This is a genomic window from Salmonella sp. SAL04196 (assembly GCF_046550835.1).
GTDB classification, from domain to species: Bacteria; Pseudomonadota; Gammaproteobacteria; order Enterobacterales; family Enterobacteriaceae; genus Salmonella; species Salmonella enterica.
Window position 1 is genome coordinate 1,458,644 of the sequence record NZ_JBGDXE010000001.1, and the last position, 20,954, is coordinate 1,479,597.

Annotated in this window: 21 protein-coding genes, 5 tRNA genes and 1 other RNA gene; 5 read left to right on the forward strand and 22 right to left on the reverse strand. The window is 52.6% G+C overall.

Going from position 1 to position 20,954, the window contains the following annotated elements; all coding sequences use genetic code 11:
• The first annotated feature begins 1 nt into the window (after position 1).
• The 3 genes from galK to gpmA all read left to right on the forward strand — a co-directional run bounded on the left by galK (position 2) and on the right by gpmA (position 3,160).
• Complete coding sequence (galK, locus tag ACLJPE_RS07380; protein WP_001049369.1) at positions 2-1,150, forward strand: galactokinase; 1,149 nt, start codon at positions 2-4, stop codon at positions 1,148-1,150.
• On the forward strand, positions 1,144-2,184 hold the full coding sequence (galM, locus tag ACLJPE_RS07385) for a galactose-1-epimerase (protein WP_000931428.1): 1,041 nt from the start codon (positions 1,144-1,146) through the stop codon (positions 2,182-2,184). The genes galK and galM overlap by 7 nt, the downstream gene beginning before the upstream one ends.
• A 223-nt stretch (positions 2,185-2,407) precedes the next feature.
• Positions 2,408-3,160 (forward strand): 2,3-diphosphoglycerate-dependent phosphoglycerate mutase, encoded by a 753-nt coding sequence (gene gpmA, locus ACLJPE_RS07390; protein ID WP_000301554.1) that lies wholly within the window; start codon positions 2,408-2,410, stop codon positions 3,158-3,160.
• 90 nt (positions 3,161-3,250) lie between these two features.
• Here gpmA and ACLJPE_RS07395 read toward each other — a convergent pair whose 3' ends face one another.
• The 3 genes from ACLJPE_RS07395 to aroG form a co-directional block, all read right to left on the reverse strand.
• Positions 3,251-4,027: an ABC transporter ATP-binding protein gene (locus ACLJPE_RS07395; RefSeq protein WP_001214710.1), complete on the reverse strand. Its 777-nt coding sequence runs from the start codon at positions 4,025-4,027 to the stop codon at positions 3,251-3,253.
• The gene (locus tag ACLJPE_RS07400) at positions 4,027-5,106 is read right to left on the reverse strand and encodes a FecCD family ABC transporter permease (RefSeq protein WP_039512982.1); all 1,080 of its coding nucleotides are present in this window, start codon (positions 5,104-5,106) and stop codon (positions 4,027-4,029) included. Before ACLJPE_RS07400 ends, ACLJPE_RS07395 begins: the two co-directional genes overlap by 1 nt.
• Positions 5,107-5,259: 153 nt before the next feature.
• Entirely contained in the window at positions 5,260-6,312 is a 1,053-nt protein-coding gene (gene aroG, locus ACLJPE_RS07405; protein WP_001109234.1) for a 3-deoxy-7-phosphoheptulonate synthase AroG, read from the reverse strand.
• A gap of 319 nt (positions 6,313-6,631) precedes the next feature.
• On the opposite strand from aroG, the gene ACLJPE_RS07410 reads away from it, so the two are divergent.
• The gene (locus tag ACLJPE_RS07410) at positions 6,632-7,018 is read left to right on the forward strand and encodes a YbgS-like family protein (protein WP_000784380.1); all 387 of its coding nucleotides are present in this window, start codon (positions 6,632-6,634) and stop codon (positions 7,016-7,018) included.
• Positions 7,019-7,128: 110 nt separating this feature from the next.
• Complete coding sequence (gene zitB / locus ACLJPE_RS07415; RefSeq protein ID WP_000951250.1) at positions 7,129-8,067, forward strand: CDF family zinc transporter ZitB; 939 nt, start codon at positions 7,129-7,131, stop codon at positions 8,065-8,067.
• On the opposite strand, the gene pnuC is transcribed toward zitB, so the two are convergent.
• From pnuC to cydA, 19 genes are all read right to left on the reverse strand, one after another.
• Positions 8,064-8,783 carry a nicotinamide riboside transporter PnuC gene (gene pnuC / locus ACLJPE_RS07420; RefSeq protein ID WP_000345365.1) on the reverse strand — a complete coding sequence of 240 codons (720 nt, stop codon included), beginning with the start codon at positions 8,781-8,783 and terminating at the stop codon, positions 8,064-8,066. The genes zitB and pnuC overlap by 4 nt on opposite strands.
• Positions 8,784-8,807: 24 nt before the next feature.
• A complete protein-coding gene (nadA, locus tag ACLJPE_RS07425) occupies positions 8,808-9,851 on the reverse strand; it encodes a quinolinate synthase NadA (RefSeq protein ID WP_024797675.1) in 1,044 nt (347 codons plus the stop codon).
• Between the two features lie 393 nt (positions 9,852-10,244).
• Positions 10,245-10,369: non-coding RNA, RtT sRNA (locus ACLJPE_RS07430), on the reverse strand.
• Positions 10,370-10,398: 29 nt separating this feature from the next.
• Positions 10,399-10,474: transfer RNA gene (locus ACLJPE_RS07435), tRNA-Lys, on the reverse strand.
• Between the two features lie 134 nt (positions 10,475-10,608).
• Positions 10,609-10,684: transfer RNA gene (locus tag ACLJPE_RS07440), tRNA-Lys, on the reverse strand.
• Positions 10,685-10,823: 139 nt separating this feature from the next.
• Positions 10,824-10,899: transfer RNA gene (locus ACLJPE_RS07445), tRNA-Lys, on the reverse strand.
• A 3-nt stretch (positions 10,900-10,902) separates the two neighbouring features.
• Positions 10,903-10,978 (reverse strand) — tRNA-Val (locus tag ACLJPE_RS07450).
• A gap of 37 nt (positions 10,979-11,015) precedes the next feature.
• Positions 11,016-11,091 (reverse strand) — tRNA-Lys (locus ACLJPE_RS07455).
• Between the two features lie 164 nt (positions 11,092-11,255).
• Positions 11,256-12,044 carry a cell division protein CpoB gene (gene cpoB / locus ACLJPE_RS07460; protein ID WP_000097551.1) on the reverse strand — a complete coding sequence of 263 codons (789 nt, stop codon included), beginning with the start codon at positions 12,042-12,044 and terminating at the stop codon, positions 11,256-11,258.
• 9 nt (positions 12,045-12,053) lie between these two features.
• On the reverse strand, positions 12,054-12,578 hold the full coding sequence (gene pal / locus ACLJPE_RS07465) for a peptidoglycan-associated lipoprotein Pal (RefSeq protein ID WP_001176621.1): 525 nt from the start codon (positions 12,576-12,578) through the stop codon (positions 12,054-12,056).
• A 34-nt stretch (positions 12,579-12,612) separates the two neighbouring features.
• Complete coding sequence (gene tolB / locus ACLJPE_RS07470) at positions 12,613-13,905, reverse strand: Tol-Pal system beta propeller repeat protein TolB (RefSeq protein ID WP_001562341.1); 1,293 nt, start codon at positions 13,903-13,905, stop codon at positions 12,613-12,615.
• A 123-nt stretch (positions 13,906-14,028) separates the two neighbouring features.
• The gene (gene tolA / locus ACLJPE_RS07475) at positions 14,029-15,177 is read right to left on the reverse strand and encodes a cell envelope integrity protein TolA (protein ID WP_080073462.1); all 1,149 of its coding nucleotides are present in this window, start codon (positions 15,175-15,177) and stop codon (positions 14,029-14,031) included.
• 64 nt (positions 15,178-15,241) lie between these two features.
• Entirely contained in the window at positions 15,242-15,670 is a 429-nt protein-coding gene (gene tolR / locus ACLJPE_RS07480; RefSeq protein WP_000124676.1) for a colicin uptake protein TolR, read from the reverse strand.
• 3 nt (positions 15,671-15,673) lie between these two features.
• Positions 15,674-16,366, reverse strand: a complete 693-nt coding sequence (tolQ, locus tag ACLJPE_RS07485; protein ID WP_000131318.1) for a Tol-Pal system protein TolQ — start codon at positions 16,364-16,366, stop codon at positions 15,674-15,676.
• Positions 16,363-16,767 carry a tol-pal system-associated acyl-CoA thioesterase gene (gene ybgC / locus ACLJPE_RS07490; RefSeq protein WP_001046240.1) on the reverse strand — a complete coding sequence of 135 codons (405 nt, stop codon included), beginning with the start codon at positions 16,765-16,767 and terminating at the stop codon, positions 16,363-16,365. Before ybgC ends, tolQ begins: the two co-directional genes overlap by 4 nt.
• Positions 16,768-16,995: 228 nt before the next feature.
• Complete coding sequence (gene ybgE, locus ACLJPE_RS07495; RefSeq protein WP_000148790.1) at positions 16,996-17,289, reverse strand: cyd operon protein YbgE; 294 nt, start codon at positions 17,287-17,289, stop codon at positions 16,996-16,998.
• A complete protein-coding gene (gene cydX / locus ACLJPE_RS07500) occupies positions 17,289-17,402 on the reverse strand; it encodes a cytochrome bd-I oxidase subunit CydX (RefSeq protein ID WP_000270278.1) in 114 nt (37 codons plus the stop codon). The genes ybgE and cydX overlap by 1 nt, the downstream gene beginning before the upstream one ends.
• Before the next feature lie 14 nt (positions 17,403-17,416).
• Entirely contained in the window at positions 17,417-18,556 is a 1,140-nt protein-coding gene (gene cydB, locus ACLJPE_RS07505; RefSeq protein WP_000568258.1) for a cytochrome d ubiquinol oxidase subunit II, read from the reverse strand.
• A 15-nt stretch (positions 18,557-18,571) separates the two neighbouring features.
• Positions 18,572-20,140: a cytochrome ubiquinol oxidase subunit I gene (cydA, locus tag ACLJPE_RS07510; RefSeq protein ID WP_000884369.1), complete on the reverse strand. Its 1,569-nt coding sequence runs from the start codon at positions 20,138-20,140 to the stop codon at positions 18,572-18,574.
• Positions 20,141-20,954: the final 814 nt, after the last annotated feature.

Genomic DNA, 20,954 nt, shown 5'->3' on the forward strand with positions numbered 1-20,954 from the left:
AATGAATCTGAAAGAGAAAACGCGCGCGCTGTTTGCTGAAATTTTCGGCTACCCTGCCACCCACACGATTCAGGCGCCAGGCCGCGTCAATCTGATCGGCGAGCACACTGATTACAATGATGGTTTTGTTCTGCCCTGCGCTATCGATTACCAGACCGTAATTAGCTGTGCGCCGCGCGACGATCGTACCGTACGGGTGATTGCCGCCGATTACGACAATCAGGTGGACGAATTTTCACTGGATGCGCCGATCGTGACCCACGATAGCCAGCAGTGGTCTAACTATGTGCGCGGCGTAGTGAAACATCTGCAACAGCGTAACAACGCGTTTGGCGGCGTGGATATGGTCATCAGCGGCAATGTGCCGCAGGGTGCCGGGTTAAGCTCCTCCGCCTCGCTGGAAGTGGCGGTGGGCACCGTCTTCCAGCAGCTTTATCACCTGCCGCTGGACGGCGCGCAAATTGCGCTCAACGGACAAGAGGCCGAGAACCAGTTTGTCGGCTGTAACTGCGGCATTATGGATCAGCTCATCTCTGCGCTCGGCAAAAAAGATCATGCGTTGCTGATTGATTGCCGTACGCTCGGCACCAAAGCGGTTTCCATGCCGAAAGGTGTGGCCGTGGTGATCATCAACAGTAACTTTAAGCGCACTCTGGTGGGCAGCGAGTATAATACCCGCCGTGAACAGTGCGAAACCGGCGCCCGTTTCTTCCAGCAGCCGGCCCTGCGCGATGTCAGCCTTGAGGCGTTCAATGCCGTTGCCAGCGAACTGGACCCGGTAGTCGCAAAACGCGTTCGCCATGTATTGAGCGAAAATGCGCGCACCGTTGAAGCGGCAAGCGCGCTGGAGAAAGGTGATTTGCAACGTATGGGCCAACTGATGGCGGAGTCCCATGCCTCAATGCGCGATGATTTCGAAATTACCGTCCCGCAGATAGACACGCTGGTAGACATTGTCAAAGCGACCATCGGCGATCAAGGCGGCGTGCGCATGACCGGCGGCGGCTTTGGCGGGTGTGTTGTCGCGCTGATCCCGGAAGATCTGGTTCCCGCTGTTCAGCAGGCCGTTGCGCAACAGTACGAAGCGAAAACCGGAATCAAAGAAACCTTTTATGTATGCAAACCGTCACAAGGAGCAGGACAGTGCTAAATGAAACGCCCGCACTGGCCCCCGATGGTCAACCGTACCGCCTGCTAACCCTGCGCAACAGCGCAGGGATGGTGGTAACGCTGATGGACTGGGGAGCCACTCTTCTTTCCGCCCGTATACCGCTGTCTGACGGCAGCGTTCGGGAAGCATTACTGGGCTGCGCCAGCCCGGAACACTACCCTGAACAGACGTCGTTCCTCGGCGCCTCTATTGGCCGTTACGCGAACCGTATCGCCAATAGCCGTTATACGTTTGCCGGCGAAACCGTACAGTTAAGCCCAAGCCAAGGCGAGAACCAGCTACACGGCGGACCGGAAGGCTTTGACAAGCGCCGCTGGCAAATTGTGAACCAGAACGATCGCCAGGTATTATTCGCGCTCACCTCTGATGACGGCGACCAAGGTTTTCCCGGCCATCTTTGCGCCACGGCGCAATATCGTCTGACCGATGACAATAGAATCTCCATCACTTACCGGGCAACGGTCGATAAACCCTGTCCGGTGAATTTGACCAACCACGTCTATTTTAATCTGGACGGCGATCGGACCGACGTGCGCCAACATAAGCTGCAAATTCTGGCGGATGAGTATCTGCCGGTAGATGAATCCGGTATTCCACGCCAGGGGCTAAAATCGGTAGCCAATACCTCGTTTGACTTCCGGATGCCAAAAGTCATTGCCAGCGAGTTTCTCGCCGATGACGATCAGCGCAAGGTTAAAGGCTACGATCATGCTTTCCTGCTACAGACGCAGGGTGATGGCAAAAAGCCGGCGGCCCGTCTGTGGTCACAGGATGGAAAGCTACAAATGATGGTTTACACCACCGCCCCGGCGCTACAGTTTTATTCCGGCAATTATCTGGCGGGTACACCTTCCCGCGGGCCGGAACCTTATGCCGACTGGCAAGGGCTGGCGCTGGAGAGCGAACTGCTGCCGGACAGCCCGAATCATCCTGAATGGCCGCAGCCTGACTGTATCCTTCGCCCTGGCGAGGAGTACGCCAGCCTGACCGAGTATCAGTTTATTCCGTTCTAACGATATGCCGCTACATGCCCGATGACGCAAGCTTATCGGGCCTACGCGCCATTGCCCTGCTCAAACCTCCACCACTTAAAGACAAAATCGCAACTCTGAGTTCACAAGAACCTTACACTGCGCCACTATTTTCGCTATGGTTATGCGTAAGCATTGCCGCCAACACCTCGCGGCAATATAATGAGAATTATTATCATTACATATGATTTATAGGAGTGAGAGTATGGCTGTAACTAAGCTGGTTCTGGTACGTCACGGTGAAAGTCAATGGAACAAAGAGAACCGTTTCACCGGCTGGTATGATGTTGACCTGTCTGAAAAAGGCGTAAGCGAAGCAAAAGCAGCGGGTAAACTGCTAAAAGAAGAAGGTTTCAGCTTTGATTTTGCCTACACTTCCGTACTGAAACGCGCTATCCATACGCTGTGGAACGTACTGGATGAACTGGATCAGGCGTGGCTGCCGGTGGAAAAATCCTGGAAACTCAATGAACGTCACTATGGCGCGTTGCAGGGGCTGAATAAAGCGGAAACGGCAGAAAAATATGGTGACGAGCAGGTTAAACAGTGGCGCCGCGGTTTTGCCGTGACGCCGCCGGAACTGACTAAAGATGATGAGCGTTATCCGGGTCACGATCCACGTTATGCCAAACTGAGCGAGAAAGAGCTGCCGTTGACCGAAAGTCTGGCGCTGACCATCGACCGCGTTATTCCTTACTGGAACGACACCATCCTGCCGCGTATGAAGAGCGGTGAGCGCGTGATCATCGCCGCTCACGGTAACTCATTGCGTGCGCTGGTGAAATACCTGGATAACATGAGTGAAGATGAGATTCTTGAGTTAAACATCCCGACCGGCGTGCCGCTGGTGTATGAGTTCGACGAAAACTTCAAGCCGATCAAACATTACTATCTGGGTAACGCTGACGAAATCGCCGCGAAAGCGGCTGCCGTGGCGAATCAGGGTAAAGCGAAGTAATCACCTTTGCCGGATGGCGGTATAACTGCCTTATCCGGCCTACGAGCAATGGGTAGGCCGGATAAGCGCAGCGCCATCAGGCAATATGTCTTAAACAGCGATCACGCCGTCCAGCACCACCTGCAATTTCCCCTGCGAACAGCGCTCCACGCGTCCTCGTACCCGGTACACTTCAGCCAGACGCTCCGCAGTAATCACCGTCTCCGGCGCGCCGCTGGCGACCAGCCTGCCGTCTTTTAGCATCAGGACATGGTCACCATGACGCAGTGCAATATTAATGTCATGCGCCACGACTATCGTTACCCTATTTTGCGCCTGGGTATCCCGACGCACGAGATCCATTACGTGAAACTGATAGTTTAAATCCAGCGCGCTGAGCGGCTCATCCAGCAACAGAAGTTCAGGGCGACGAATCAGCGATTGCGCCAGCCCCACTAACTGCCGCTGACCGCCGGAAAGCTGGTCGAGATACTGCAACGCCAGATGCGTTATGCCCAATTGCTCAAGGATAGCCAGTATCTGCGCTCTGCCCTGCGCATTGTCTCTGCCGCCTGATGCCCGCAGTACCACGATAATCGACTCCAGTACATGCAGATGCACGCCCTGCGGTAATGACTGCGGCAAAAACACAACTTTCTGCGCCCGCTCGGCAAACGATAACGACATGAGATCCTCGCCATCAAGCAGCGCCTCGCCGTCGGCGTTATTCAGCCCGGCCAGCGAACGTAGTAACGTCGATTTACCACAGCCGTTCGGCCCCAGCAAAATGGTAATTTTCCCGCGCGGCAGTAAGGGAACGTTGAGATCTGCAATAACCGGCTGAGTGGAATAGCCGGCGCTAAATGAGCGGAGCATTAACCCGCGCATCAGAGACTCCCCCGATGTCGCAATACAATGCTTAAAAAGAACGGAACCCCGACCAGCGAGGTGACAATCCCCACCGGCACCATGACGCCCGGAATACTATTTTTCGCCGCAATAGAGGCCAGCGATAACACCAGCCCGCCTATCAGCACGCTGCCCGGAAGGTAGAAACGGTGATCTTCCCCCAAAAGTATTCGCGCAATGTGCGGCGCAACGAGACCAATAAAACCAATCGGCCCGACGAAAGCTACCGCCAGCGCTGATAACAAGCTGATACGCAACAATGACAGCAGGCGTAAACGGCGGACATGAACCCCAAAGCTCATCGCCCTCTCTTCGCCCAGACGTAATGCCGTGAGTTGCCAGGCGCTTCGTAACGCGCAAAAAAGCACAGCAATAAACACCACGGCCAGTACGCCCAATTTTTCCCACGACGCGCGGACCAGGCTCCCCATCGTCCAGAATACCAGCCCCTGCAGCGTATCTTCATCAGCCACAAACTGCATAATGGCGACCAACGCGTTAAAGGTGAATACCAACGCAATACCGAACAACACCACTCCGGATGCGGCGACGCCTGTCCAACGGGTAATACCGTCCAGGAGTAACGCGGATAAAAGCGCAAAGATGAACGCATTGGCCGGGATAAACCAGGCGGCAGGAATACCGGGAATACCGATCCCCAACACAATCGCCAGCGCAGCGCCAAAAGCCGCCGCGGACGATACGCCGAGGGTAAACGGCGTCGCCAGCGGATTATTTAAAATGGTTTGCATTTCGGCGCCCGCTAACCCTAACGCCATGCCTACCAGCAGCGCCATCAGGGCATAGGGTAAACGAATATCCCAGACAATAACGTGTATGCCCGCATTCACCTTTTCCGGCTGGAAAAGGGCCTGCCACAGCGCACTGAGCGGTAAACCAGAAGACCCACAGGTTACATCCACCATCAGTGAAGCCATCATCGCCAGCGCAATAGCTAACATGAGCACGGCCCGTTTGCGTATGAGCTGGCGATAGCGCGGAATGACGGGCGTGGAAGCGAGAGCGGGGGCTAAAAGTGATTTGTCCTGACAGGTCATGGTTCGGGCTACGTTATTAATCAGAGGAGAATTATAGCGCCGAATTATTTCGTTATATATTTATTTATATTTCGATTGATGACACGGTGGCCTATCTCACCGGTTTCCAAATAAAAAACCGGCCTTACGGGCCGGTTTAAGACGTAATGAAGATTAACCACGACGGGCTTTTACCGCTGCCGACAACTGACGAAGCAGCGCATCGGTATCTTCCCAGCCAATACAGGCGTCAGTAATGCTTTTACCGTAGGTCAGCGGCTGACCGCTTTCCAGACTCTGGTTTCCTTCTACCAGATGACTCTCTACCATCACGCCAATAATCGCTTTTTCACCGCCCGCTATCTGCTGACAGACATCGGCGCAAACCTCCATCTGCTTTTGAAATTGCTTACAGGAGTTGGCATGGCTGAAATCGATCATGACCTGCGGCGTCAGTCCCGCTTTGGTGAGGCCTTCTTTCACCTCAGCAACATGTTGCGCACTATAGTTTGGCGCTTTACCGCCGCGCAGAATGATATGGCAGTCGCCGTTGCCGCTGGTATTCACAATCGCCGAATGACCCCATTTAGTGACGGAGAGGAAGCAATGCGGCGCGCCGGCGGCGTTGATGGCGTCAATGGCGACTTTAATCGTGCCATCAGTACCATTTTTAAAACCGACCGGACAAGAGAGGCCAGACGCCAGTTCGCGATGAACCTGGGATTCAGTAGTCCGCGCGCCAATGGCACCCCAGCTCATCAGATCGGCCAGATATTGCGGCGTGATCATATCGAGGAATTCGCCGGCGGCAGGCAGGCCGCTGTCGTTAATATCCAGCAGCAGTTTACGCGCAATACGCAGACCGTCGTTAATCTGGAAGCTGTTATCCATGTGCGGATCGTTAATCAGCCCTTTCCAGCCGACGGTAGTACGCGGTTTCTCAAAATAGACGCGCATGACAATTTCAAGCTCGCCTTGAAGCTCATCGCGTAGCGCCAGCAAACGGGCGGCATACTCTTTCGCCGCTGCCGGATCATGAATTGAACAAGGACCGATCACCACCAGCAGACGATCGTCATTGCCTTTGAGAATTTTATGGATGGCTTTGCGCGCGTGAGCAACGGTATTCGCTGCATTTTCCGTAGCGGGAAACTTTTCCAGCAGCGCGACCGGAGGTAATAACTCGTTGATTTCTTTAATGCGTAAATCGTCGTTCTGATAATTCATGTTTATTCCAGTGTTGCCGTACTTATCCCAATGAATGCAATCCCTCCAATCTATCTCTTCAATTAAATAGTGTAAACGGGCTTTTACACTTTGAACGGAATAATCCTGGAATTCAGGAAAAAAACGCACAAATGTAGCGAAAAATGGGATCTAACCTACACTTTTTAACTGTAACCACTCTGTTTATGAATTATTGCAAGATTCTCTGCTGCGTTAACCCGCGGCGGCGAACGCTTTTTATCCCTTATTTGAGGATTTGACTGACACGTGCACTGTTGGAAGAGGTTATCCGACATATCCACCATAACAGGAGCATCTTATGAAAATGACAAAACTGACTACGCTTTTACTGACCGCTACCCTCGGCCTTGCCAGCGGCGCAGCGTTAGCTGCTGAATCTAACGCGCAATCCAGTAATGGCCAGGCGAACTCGGCGGCAAATGCCGGTCAGGTTGCCCCGGACGCCCGCCAGAATGTTGCGCCGAATGATGTGAATAACAACGACATCAATACCAACGGCAATACTAACAGCACGATGCAGCATCCAGACGGTTCAACCATGAATCATGACGGAATGACCAAGGATGAAGAGCATAAAAATACCATGTGTAAAGACGGTCGCTGCCCGGATATTAATAAAAAAGTGGAAACCGGTAATGGCGTCAATAATGACGTGAATACCAAAACCGACGGTACCACACAGTAATGCAGAAAAAAGTCTGATAACGGGAGAGCTTTCGCTCTCCTTTTTATTTTGTCAGCGAAAAATCAGTATGATGTCTACAGTATTGATGAGAATAACAAAGGAATGACGTTATGGCGCACTCACACTCTCATGCCGATTCACACCTGCCGAAAGATAATAATGCTCGTCGCCTGCTTTTCGCCTTTATCGTCACTGCCGGATTTATGCTCCTTGAGGTGGTGGGCGGGATACTCTCCGGCTCTCTGGCGTTGTTGGCGGATGCGGGACATATGCTCACCGACGCGGCGGCCCTTCTCTTTGCGCTGCTGGCGGTTCAATTTTCCCGTCGCCCCCCGACTGTTCGCCACACTTTTGGCTGGCTAAGACTCACCACACTGGCGGCCTTTGTGAATGCCATTGCGTTGGTGGTCATTACCCTTCTCATTGTCTGGGAAGCGATAGAGCGCTTTTACACGCCACGTCCGGTGGCAGGTAATCTGATGATGGTGATTGCGGTCGCGGGTCTGCTGGCGAACCTGTTTGCATTCTGGATTCTCCATCGGGGAAGCGATGAAAAAAATCTGAACGTGCGCGCTGCCGCGCTACATGTGATGGGCGATTTGCTGGGTTCCGTCGGCGCAATAGTCGCCGCGTTGATCATTATCTGGACGGGCTGGACGCCAGCGGACCCGATTCTCTCTATTCTGGTTTCGGTACTGGTGTTACGCAGCGCCTGGCGTTTGTTAAAAGATAGCGTCAACGAATTGCTGGAAGGCGCGCCGGTTTCACTGGATATTAATGCCTTACAGCGCCATTTAAGCCGGGAAATCCCCGAAGTCCGCAACGTACACCATGTGCATGTCTGGATGGTCGGCGAAAAACCGGTCATGACATTGCACGCTCAGGTCATTCCGCCACACGACCATGATGCGCTGCTGGAACGTATCCAGGATTTCCTGATGCACGAATACCATATTGCGCACGCTACGATTCAAATGGAGTATCAAGTGTGCCACGGCCCGGACTGTCATCTGAATCAGACGCCATCCGGGCATGTTCATCACCATTAACGGGAAAGCGCGCGCGATCCTCGCTCCCGCGCGCTGTTTATCCACAGGCGGCTACCGTTCACGGCGATAAATGTCAGGATCAGATATTCCAGCGACATCGCATAGACGCCCTGCAAAGCAAAAATCACCACACTGATCACGTTGATTATCACCCACAGGAGCCAGTTTTCGACATATTTGCGTGTCATCAGAATCATCGCCGCGATAGACAGCACCATCATGCAAGAGTCCCAGAACGGGAAGGCGTCCGGTTGCAGTACGGGCATTGTCACCTGTAATCCCAGCATCTGCATAATGGCGACGGCCACGCGCGTCAGGACGGCGAATACGGGATCGATATATCGCGTCATCAAACCGATAGCTATCACACATATCGCCAGCCATGCCATTGCTTTTGGCAACGGCAGCCAGCGGATTTTAAGCTCGGCTTGATTATCCTTTGTTTGCCGCGACCACGCATACCAGCCATAAATATTGGCGGCAAAGAAAAAGAGTTGCAGCAACAGGCTGGCATAAAGCTGGATCTGAAAGAAAATAATCGCAAACAGGGTGACGTTAACCAGTCCAAAAAAGTAGTTGCTGATCTTCTCCAGACTGGCAAGCCAAATACAGAGCAGGCCGGCGATGGTTCCTACCGCTTCGATCCACGAGAGATCGTACCCGCCAGCGCCAATCGGAATATGAATCAGTATGTTGTGCGTACTAAAAAAATCCATTCTCTCCCCCAAAGATTTCCGTCTTTACGCCCGAAGTGTAGCCGCAAAATCCAGCATCCGGTTGAGCGGCAGTAATGCGCCCTCGCGTAGCGCCGCATCAACCTGTATTTCATGCGCCGCGCCTCCCTGCTCCAGCCCTTCAGCAATGGCTTTCAGGCCATTCATCGCCATCCACGGACAGTGCGCGCAGCTACGGCAGGTCGCCCCCTCGCCAGCCGTGGGCGCTTCAAGCAGTTCTTTTTCAGGCACCGCCTGCTGCATTTTGTAGAAGATGCCGCGATCGGTCGCCACGATAAGCTGTCTGTGCGGCAGCGTTTTTGCCGCCTTAATAAGCTGACTGGTGGAGCCCACCGCATCGGCCATCTCGACAATGGACTGCGGCGATTCAGGGTGAACCAGAAGAGCGGCATCGGGATAGATTTTTTTTAAACGGGTCAACGCCTGGGTTTTAAACTCGTCATGCACGATACACGCCCCTTGCCAACACAGTACATCGGCCCCAGTCTGTTTTTGCACGTAATTCCCCAGGTGTCTGTCCGGCGCCCAGATAATTTTTTCCCCCAAACTATCCAGATGCTCAATCAATTCTACGGCGATACTGGAGGTCACAACCCAGTCCGCACGCGCTTTAACAGCAGCCGAGGTGTTAGCGTAGACCACTACGGTTCTGTCAGGATGCGCATCACAAAAAGCGCTAAATTCGTCTATTGGGCAGCCTAAATCCAGCGAACATTCCGCCGCCAGGGTAGGCATAAGAATGGTCTTTTCCGGGCTGAGGATTTTGGCGGTTTCCCCCATAAACCGTACGCCCGCTACCAGCAGCGTGGATGCGGCGTGCTTCGCGCCGAAACGGGCCATTTCCAGTGAGTCGGAAATACAGCCGCCGGTTTCTTGTGCTAACTGTTGTATTTCCGGATCGGTGTAGTAGTGCGCCACCATGACGGCATTGCGCTCTTTGAGCAACCGCTTGATTTTCTCACGATAAAATTGCTTTTCATCGTCGTTCAACGGCGTTGGTTTCGGCGGGAACGGGTAGATTGCGGCTTGTGGGTCAAACATTACGCTCATCGTGGCTTCTCGTTTTACTGACTTAACGAAACAACCGAATGAAAGCGTAATAAACGCCACAATCGGTTAATTTGTTTTATATGCTAAACAAGATAGCTGATTCAATAAGGAAAGTCACAATAATTACGTAGCCCCGTATCTGATGGCGGCGTAACGTCTTATCTGGCCTACGTGAGCGGTGCCGTCTGTAGGCCTGATAAGCGCAGCGCATCAGGCAAGACCCGAACCTGCGGCAGGTTCGAATCTTCCATATTGCAGATAGCAAAAAGGCGCCTTTAGGGCGCCTTTTTACATTGGTGGGTCGTGCAGGATGACTCGGCTTCGCCTCGCCCTACGGGCCGTCGCTGACGCAACGTTATCCTTCACGCTCAACATCTGAGTTTGATGTTAAATTGGTGGGTCGTGCAGGATGACTCGCTTCGCTCGCCCTTCGGGCCGTCGCCGTAAACGGCTCCGTTGTCTCACTGCGTTCGACCCGAACCTGCGGCAGGTTCGAATCTTCATATTGCAGATAGCAAAAAGGCGCCTTTAGGGCGCCTTTTTACACTGGTGGGTCGTGCAGGATTCGAACCTGCGACCAATTGATTAAAAGTCAACTGCTCTACCAACTGAGCTAACGACCCCTTGGATAAGGGTTACTGCTTCAATCATTCAGGATGGTGGGTCGTGCAGGATGACTCGGCTTCGCCTCGCCCTTCGGGCCGTTGCTAAAGCAACATTATCCTTCACGTTCTCTACCAGTTACCACCTTGTATATTGGTGGGTCGTGCAGGATTCGAACCTGCGACCAATTGATTAAAAGTCAACTGCTCTACCAACTGAGCTAACGACCCATACGGGTGCTGCCTGAAAGATTTTACTCGGACCATCTAAAGATGGTGGGTCGTGCAGGATGACTCGGCTTCGCCTCGCCCTACAGGTTGCTGACGCAACGTTATCCTTCACGTTCAACATCTGAGTTTGATGTTAAATTGGTGGGTCGTGCAGGATTCGAACCTGCGACCAATTGATTAAAAGTCAACTGCTCTACCAACTGAGCTAACGACCCGAGTGGTGGGTGATGACGGGATCGAACCGCCGACCCCCTCCTTGTAAGGGAGGTGCTCTCCCAGCTGAGCTAATCACCCGATACTACGCTGGATATTACTGACTAACCGAAGTTAGTGGTGGGTCGTGCAGGATTCGAACCTGCGACCAATTGATTAAAAGTCAACTGCTCTACCAACTGAGCTAACGACCCACTTTTACGTTGCTTTCGAGTTGTTTAATATCCCGTGGCAACGGCGGCATATATTACTGATTTCAGATTTGAGCGCAACAAAAATTTCGACGCAGGGGGCTCAACTGCTTAGGAATCGCACGACGCGACCAGAAAAAAGGCGTTTTCTGGTCGCATGGTACGCATTACATCGCGTTAAGACGCTTTTGCGCCTGTTTCGCGCCATCAGTGCCAGGATATTTGTTAATCACCTGCTGATAAACCGCTTTCGCTTTTGCCGTATCACCTTTGTCCTGCATGATAACGCCAACTTTGTACATCGCGTCCGCAGCCTTCGGCGACTTAGGATAGTTTTTTACTACCGAGGCGAAATAATAGGCGGCATCATCTTTTTTACCCTTGTTGTAATTCAACTGGCCCAGCCAGTAATTGGCGTTCGGCTGATAAGTAGAATCAGGGTATTTCTTGATGAAGTTCTGAAACGCCACAATCGCATCATCCTGGCGAGACTTATCCTGCACCAGCGCAATTGCCGCATTGTAATCGGTATTCGCATCGCCACTTTGTACCGGCGCCCCTGAGGTTGCCGTACCGGCATCCGGAGCGGAGGTCGCAGCGGTTGCCGCCCCACTCTGGTCACCAGCTGCTGGCTGCGCTGCGCCGCCATTATTTAAGCTCCCCAGCTGCAGCATAATTTGCTTCTGGCGTTCCATCACCTGATTCAGTTGATACTGATTTTCCTGGATTTGGCCGCGCAAAGAATCGATATCGGACTGATTATCGGAGAGCTGCTGCTGAAGTTGGGTTAAAAGCTGGCTGTGAGCGTTAGAGATACGCTCAAGTTGAGTGACGCGGTCTTCGACCGAGCCTGAGCCGACACTACTGATTGGCGCCTGAGCAAAAGCGGCCCAGGGGGCCGCTATGCCAACCAGTAACGACAGACTCAACAGGTGATGTCTGAAGTTACTGCTCATGCAATTCTCTTAGTAAACCAGTACAGCGCGACGGTTCTTAGCGTAAGCCGCTTCGTCGTGGCCCAGTACGGCAGGTTTTTCTTTACCGTAAGAAACGATGGAGATCTGGTCAGCGGAAACACCTTTACCCTGCAGGTACATTTTAACGGCGTTTGCACGACGTTCGCCCAGGGAGATGTTGTATTCAGGCGTACCACGTTCGTCCGCGTGACCTTCTACGGTGACTTTGTAAGACGGGTTGCTACGCAGGAAGTTAGCGTGCGCATCCAGCATTGCCGCGAAGTCAGAACGGATATCGTACTTGTCGAGATCGAAGTAAACGATGTTGTTCTGCTGCAGCTGCTGCATCTGCAGACGCGCTTGCTCTTCAGATGACATGTTGCCGTTGCCGTTAGCGTCCATACCAGTGCCGGCGCCGTTCAGCATGCCGCCTTCGCTACCGTCATTGCTGGCGTTCTTGTTGGAAGAACATGCCGCGATTGCCATAACAGGCAGGGCAATCATCAGGCCCTTCAGCACTTTGTTCAGTTGCATTTCTTTAATTCCTTTAGTAATCAATTAATTATTATCACAGATACGGCGACCAGGCAGGCGATTTCACCTGACCATCAGTTGCCGGAAGACGCGCTTTGAAACGCCCATCTGTAGAAACCAAATTCAGCACAGATCCCATCCCCTGAGAAGAGCTGTAGATTACCATCGTGCCGTTAGGTGCCAGACTTGGCGTTTCATCCAGGAACGTTGACGACAGAACCTGTACGCCACCCGTCACCAGATCTTGTTTGGCAATGTGCTGCTGCCCGTTATTTGAGCTTACCATTACCATAAATTTACCGTCGCTGCTGACATCCGCATCCTGGTTTTGCGAACCTTCCCAGGTAATACGCTGCGCCGCACCGCCGTTAATGTTCATTTTATACACTTGCGGACGTCCAGCCTGGTCAGAGGTAAAGGCCAGAGTCTGGCTGTCCGGGAACCAGGTCGGCTCCGTATTGTTGCTACGCCCGTCCGTTATCTGACGAATCTGGCCGGAGGCGAGATCCATAACGTACAGGTTCAGACTTCCGGTTTTCGATAACGCGAACGCCAGTTTCGTCCCATCCGGCGAGAAGGCCGGCGCGCCGTTGTGACGCGGGAAGGACGCAACCTGACGCACTGCGCCGTTTGCCAGCGTCTGGATAACCAGCGCGGAGCGACCGCTTTCAAATGTCACGTAAGCCAGTTTTGAGCCGTCCGGAGACCACGCCGGAGACATCAACGGCTGCGGAGAACGGTGCACTACGAACTGATTGTAGCCATCGTAATCCGACACACGCAGTTCATACGGGAACTGACCGCCGTTAGTCTGTACCACATAGGCGATACGAGTACGGAACGCGCCCTTAATGCCCGTCAGTTTTTCAAAGACTTCGTCACTGGCGGTATGACCTGCATAACGCAGCCACTGCTTGTTCACTTTATAAGAGTTTTGCGCCAGTACAGTCCCCGGCGCACCTCCAGTGTCAACCAGCTGATAAGCAACATTGTAGGAACCGTCCGGATTCGGCGTGACCTGTCCAACGACGACGGCATCAATACCCAGCGCAGACCATGCGGTAGGCTGAACTTCCTGAGCGGTGGCTGGCTGCTGCGGCAGTCGGGACCGGTCTAACGGATTAAATTTACCGCTATTGCGTAAATCTGCCGCCACGATGCCGCCGATATCTTCAGGCGCAGCGCCCGGCCCGGCCCATTTAAAAGGCACAACGCCAATCGGTCGCGCCGAGTCCACCCCCTGGGTGATCTCGATACGGACTTCTGCGTGCAGCACCGCCGCCCACAGCATCAGAAAACCAAATGCTACTCGTAATGCCTGCTTCATCATATCTCCCATACCTGGGCCTGCGACCCACGATAATTTAGCAGAATGTTAACAAACTCAAATACACAAAACCACCAGGACCAGTAACAACTCAACTGCTCCAACTTCCATAAAGAAAAGTATCTACAGTTTAAAGTCTAGTTTGGCATCCTTTATTTTCTCATAAACAGCCTGGCTTGGCGGTTTAGGAATTTTCGCGGTTTTTGCCGCCATTAACGCCGCCTGACAAAGCGCCGGATCGCCGCCCTCAGACGTAATGCTTTTTAATGAGCCATCCGGCGCCAGGCTAATATGCAAGACACATTGTTTGCCCTGATACAGGCTCGCATCATACAGACGGCTCTGAATGGCGACCTGAATCTGTTTCGCGTAGGCGCTGATATCAGCGCCTGTCGTCCCACCGTTAGCGCCCGATGTACCGCTATCTTTCGATGGCTGACCATTCCCTTTCGCGCCGCCGCCGGTTTTCGGCGCATTCTTACCCGAGCTGAGATCGCCAAGCAGATCGTCGACGCCTTCTGCGGCGGCCGCTTTTTCAGCAGCGGCTTTTTCGGCAGCCGCTTTCTTCTTCGCGTCCGCCGCTGCTTTCGCCGCCTCGGCATCCGCTTTCTTCTTCGCCTCCGCCGCTGCTTTCGCCGCCTCGGCCTCTGCTTTCTTCTTCGCATCCGCCGCCGCTTTCGCCGCCTCGGCTTCCGCTTTCTTCTTCGCGTCCGCCGCTGCTTTCGCCGCTTCGGCCTCTGCTTTCTTCTTCGCATCCGCCGCCGCTTTCGCCGCTTCGGCCTCTGCTTTCTTCTTCGCGTCCGCCGCCGCTTTCACCGCCTCGGCCTCCGCTTTTTTCTTCGCGTCCGCCGCCGCTTTCGCCGCTTCTTCGGCCTGTTGCTGCTGCTGTTGCGCCAGTTTTGCCGCTTCTTCAGCCTGCTTTTGCTGCTCCTGAGCCGCTAAACGTTCTTTCTCAAGTTGTTTCAACCGCTCCTGTTCGGCAGCCTGCTTCTGCTGCAGCTCCTCTGCTTGCTGCTGTTGCAGCTTTTTACGCTCTTCTTCCGCGCGTCTGGCGCTGGCCTGTTGATCCTGTTGACGGTTGTACTGCTGCACAACGGCGCCAGGATCGACCATCACCGCGTCGATAGCGGAACCGCCGCCGCCGCCGGCAGAAGCCTCTATATGCTCATCAAACGAACTCCAGATCAGCACTGCAAATAAGATGATATGCAGCACGGCTGAAATAATTATCGCCCGTTTGAGCTTGTCGTTTTGTTCGGTTGCCTTTGACACTCTCGGTTCCCAAAAAACTGTTCGCCTGTTACTCGCCGTCTTTCAAGCCAACGGGACGCAGACTTCAGATTGGCTGCGTCATTAAGCCAACCGATTTTACGCCCGCGCTGTGTAACAAGTTCAGCGCTTTAATTATTTCATCGTACGGCACCTCTTTCGCGCCGCCGATTAAAAAGACTGTTTTCGGATTAGCCTGCAGATGACGCTTTACTTCTGCGATCACCTGTTCAGACGGCAGTTGATCCATTCGATCTTTATCAACCACTACGCTGTATTGCCCTACTCCGGAAACCTCAATAATGACCGGTGGATCGTCGTTACTACTGACCGCCTGCGACTGATTCGCCTCCGGCAAGTCGACTTCCACGCTCTGGGTAATGATCGGCGCGGTTGCCATAAAGATCAGCAGCAGCACCAACAGTACGTCGAGCAGCGGTACAATATTGATTTCGGACTTAAGTTCGCGACGACCTCGTCCACGCGTTCTGGCCATGGCTTACCCCTTGTTGCTTTCGCTTACGGTAAACGCCTGGCGGTGCAGAATCGCGGTGAACTCTTCCATAAAGTTGTCGTAATTCAGTTCCAGCTTGTTCACGCGCTGATTCAGTCGGTTGTAAGCCATAACCGCAGGGATGGCGGCAAACAGACCAATCGCCGTGGCAATCAATGCTTCGGCAATACCCGGCGCAACCATTTGCAGAGTCGCCTGTTTTACCGCGCCCAGGGCGATAAACGCATGCATAATCCCCCATACGGTGCCAAACAGACCGATATAAGGACTGATAGAGCCTACCGTGCCAAGAAACGGGATATGCGTTTCCAGCGTTTCCAGCTCTCGGTTCATGGAGATGCGCATCGCACGCGACGCCCCCTCTACCACTGCCTCCGGCGCATGGCTGTTGGCGCGATGGAGCCGGACAAACTCTTTGAACCCGCTATAAAAGATTTGTTCCGAGCCCGACAGACTATCGCGTCTCCCCTGGCTTTCCTGGTACAGACGCGATAGTTCGATTCCGGACCAGAATTTATCTTCAAACGCTTCCGCCTCACGCGCAGCGGCGTTCAGGATACGCGTTCGCTGGATAATGATGGCCCAGGATGCTATTGAAAAACCAATCAAAATCAACATGATAAGTTTAACCAGAAGGCTTGCCTTCAGGAACAAATCAAGGATATTCATGTCAGTCACTGCTTAAACTCCGCGACAATAGACTTAGGAAGCGCACGAGGCTTCATTTTGAGTGGATCAACGCAAACAATCAGAACCTCTGCTTCATTTAGCAGCGTGTTCTCTGCGTTGACAATGCGTTGCGTGAAAACCAAAGCGGTGCCACGCATTGACGTAATTTCTGTTTGAACTTCAAGCATATCGTCGAGCCGCGCAGGCGCATAGTATTCCAGCGTCATCTTGCGCACCACAAAGGCGACCCGCTCCGCCAGCAGCACCTGTTGGCTGAAGTGATGGTGACGCAGCATCTCCGTGCGCGCTCTTTCATAAAAAGCGACATAGCTGGCGTGATAAACCACACCGCCGGCGTCCGTGTCTTCGTAATAAACTCGAATTGGCCATCGAAACATATACTTATTCATCCCTGCAGCCTCTTTGTTGGCGTCATCCGCTTGCCGCCGTAATGCCTCAAGAATGCCGTTGTATATCGCCTTGTATTCACTTTACATCCCGGTAATGCAACAAAAGTAGAGCTTTTAAACGTTGCTACTATACGCGCGGGAATGAGGCTTGGGAATGGGGGGAAGTTAAGGGAGAGTAAAAATATATGGGCTTATGCAAGCCCCTATATTTTTAAGGAGGTTTCTTATTCACAAGAAGAAGAAAATCAGGCCGACGATAAGGACAATATCCGCAAGGAGCGGACAAAAAATCCCTTGCCAGTGTACGGATTCAGGGCGAAAACCCACGCCGTGGATTATGCCTGCGCAAACCGCCCACATCAGCAGTAATCCGTGCCAGATTTCAAGCGTGCTGGTCCTGGCGGCAAACCGTGACGGGTCCCAGAACATACATCCTGCCAGCACTATCGCCATCACGAAGGAAAGCGCCCTTAACGGGCGCTTGTCCATTACCGCATACAGTTTTGCGATAATATGGGTCATTAGCTTTCTTCTTGACCGGTTTTACCCGCTTCAACGTGCTCAAGCGCCAGGGCGGTAATGATCCCGAATGCACAGGCAAGAAGCGTTCCCAGAATCCATGCGAAATACCACATTTTAAGCTCCTTACTTAGTACAGAGAGTGGGTGTTGCTTTCAATATGTTCTTTAGTGATACGACCGAACATTTTCCAGTAACACCAGCTGGTGTAGATCAGAATGATCGGTACGAACACCGCCGCAACCCAGGTCATCAGGTTCAGCGTCATCTGGCTGGATGTCGCATCCCACATGGTCAGACTGGCATTCATCATCGTGCTGGACGGCATCACAAACGGGAACATAGCGATACCCGCCGTCAGAATAATGCAGGCCAGGGTCAGCGAAGAGAACAGGAATGCCCACGCGCCTTTCTCCATACGGGAAGTCAGGATAGTCAGCAGCGGCAGAACCACGCCCAGAGCCGGAACCAACCACAGGATCGGAGCATTATTAAAGTTCACCAGCCAGGCGCCAGCTTCACGCGCCACTTCTTTAGTCAGCGGGTTAGAGGCGGCATGATGATCAATCGCGGATGTCACGACATAACCATCAATACCATACATTACCCAAACGCCCGCCAGCGCAAAGCACACTAATGTCACCAGCGCCGCAATCTGCGAGGTGGCGCGCGCGCGCAGGTGCAGTTCGCCAACGGTACGCATTTGCAGGTAAGTCGCCCCCTGCGTGATGATCATGCCTACGCTTACGATACCCGCCAGCAGACCAAACGGGTTCAGCAACTGGAAGAAGTTACCGGTGTAGTACAGACGCAGATACTCATCCACATGGAACGGTACGCCCTGCAACAGGTTGCCAAAGGCCACGCCAATCACCAGCGGCGGCACAAAGCTACCGATGAACACGCCCCAGTCCCACATGTTGCGCCAGCGCGGGTCTTCAATCTTGGAACGGTAATCAAAACCGACCGGACGGAAGAACAACGACGCCAGCACCAGGATCATCGCCACATAGAAACCGGAGAACGCCGCAGCGTAAACCATCGGCCAGGCAGCAAACAACGCGCCGCCCGCGGTGATCAACCACACCTGGTTACCGTCCCAGTGCGGGGCGATAGAGTTAATCATAATTCGACGTTCGGTGTCGTTACGACCGAGGAAACGGGTGAGCATCCCCACCCCCATGTCGAACCCATCGGTGACAGCGAAACCAATTAGCAAAATGCCAACCAGCAGCCACCAGATAAAACGTAGTACTTCATAATCGATCATTTGACGACTCCTGTCTTAGCGTGCCGGCTGAGAAGTCACGGTGGACTGCTCAAAGTGATAGCGACCGGTTTTCAGGCTGCTTGGGCCAAGGCGTGCAAATTTGAACATCAGGAACAATTCTGCCACCAGGAACAGGGTATACAGGCCGCAAATCAGGAACATGGAGAACAGCAGATCGCCCACGGTCAGCGATGAGTTCGCCACGGCTGTCGGCAACACTTCGCCGATCGCCCACGGCTGACGACCATACTCGGCGACGAACCAACCTGCTTCAACCGCAATCCACGGCAGTGGAATACCGTACAGCGCCGCGCGCAACAGCCATTTTTTCTCACCGATGCGGTTACGAATCACGCTCCAGAAGGAAAGTGCGATGATCGCCAGCAGCAGGAAGCCGCACGCCACCATGATACGGAAAGCGAAGTACAGCGGCGCAACGCGAGGAATGGAATCTTTCGTCGCTTGCTGGATCTGCGCTTCGGTCGCGTCAGTCACATTAGGCGTATAGCGTTTCAGCAGCAGGCCGTAACCGAGATCTTTCTTCATGCTGTTGAACTGGTCGCGAACGGCCTGGTCGGTAGAACCGGCGCGCAGCTGCTCCAGCAGTTCATAGGCTTTCATCCCGTTACGGATACGCTCTTCATGCTGAACCATGAGATCTTTCAGGCCAATAACCGGCGTGTCCACGGAACGCGTAGCGATAATACCGAGCGCATAAGGGATCTGAATCGCCAGATGGTTTTCCTGTTTGTCCTGGTCAGGAATACCGAACAAGGTAAAGGAGGCCGGAGCAGGTTGCGTTTCCCATTCAGCTTCAATCGCAGCGAGCTTGGTTTTCTGCACGTCGCCCATTTCGTAACCGGATTCGTCGCCGAGTACGATAACGGACAGTACGGCAGCCATACCGAAGCTGGCGGCAATAGCAAAGGAGCGTTTAGCAAAGGCGAAGTCACGACCTTTCAGCATGTAGTAAGCGCTGATACCGAGGATGAACATCGCGCCGGTGACATAGCCGGACGCCACAGTGTGAACAAATTTCACCTGTGCTACCGGGTTCAGCACCAGTTCAGAGAAGCTCACCATTTCCATACGCATGGTTTCGAAATTGAAATCCGCAGCGATTGGGTTTTGCATCCAGCCGTTCGCTACCAGAATCCACAACGCGGAGAGGTTGGACCCCAGAGCCACCAGCCAGGTGACGCACATATGCTGAACTTTACTCAGACGATCCCAGCCGAAGAAGAACAGACCTACAAAGGTGGATTCGAGGAAGAAGGCCATCAAACCTTCGATGGCCAGCGGCGCACCGAAGATGTCCCCAACATAGTGGGAGTAGTACGACCAGTTTGTCCCGAACTGGAACTCCATGGTCAAACCGGTAGCCACACCCAGAGCAAAGTTGATACCAAACAACTTGCCCCAGAACTTGGTCATATCTTTATAAATCTGTTTGCCGGAAAGGACGTATACCGTTTCCATAATGGCCAGCAGGAACGCCATACCGAGCGTTAGCGGCACAAACAGGAAGTGGTACATCGCGGTCAAGGCAAACTGTAAGCGCGACAGTTCGACTATATCTAACATCATGACTCCTTGCTCATCGCATGAAGACTCCGAGAGTGAACCCCGTTAGAAAGGGTCACACGCATGCCCCAATACAAATTTATTTGCGGCCTTCCATCGTACTATCCCCTCGGGAAGGAAACAGTAATGATGAAAGGTTACAAACATGTTAATAAAAAACCCAAATTGATCCCGCAAATATATTACGCCGTAAAACCCTTACAATAAACAGGTTTTTAGTGGGTCAGATTTGCTTTTTTCGACAGCGATCAATTTATGGCTAATCTATCGCTTTTCAGGGAATTTGATCACGGACAATTTAACCAGTTTTGATGCTCTTTTCCAACATTTAAATATTGATTAAAATCAATTTTTGAAGTTAATGTTAATAATGTTTATTCATTGAATGCATGGTGAATTTTTTGTTAACTTTTTGTTTTTGCAAAGAGTAATTTCAAACCCCCTGTAAAAAGAGGCTTATTCGGTAAGGCTAAACATTTTGTGCGTTTTTTACTGCCCCTCATCCAGTAAAAAACATTCCACATTGATGTTCAATTATTGCTAAATAGCTCACAGATTTTTTCTGTAGGTTATCAACACTTATTATTTTATACATTTAGTCTATTTTTATTTTACTTATAATTAACACCGCAAAGAAACTATCTCATTGCACACGCGCCATCATCCCACCGGGATTACCCTGCCCCAACTTCCCTTTCCCGACGACTAACGGCCAGGATCATCTTGCCAGGTTATCGCCTTAATTATCGCTAATAAGCTTTCCAGATAGCCAGAAACAAACATTTTATTCGCTAATTTTTCTTTATTTCAATAA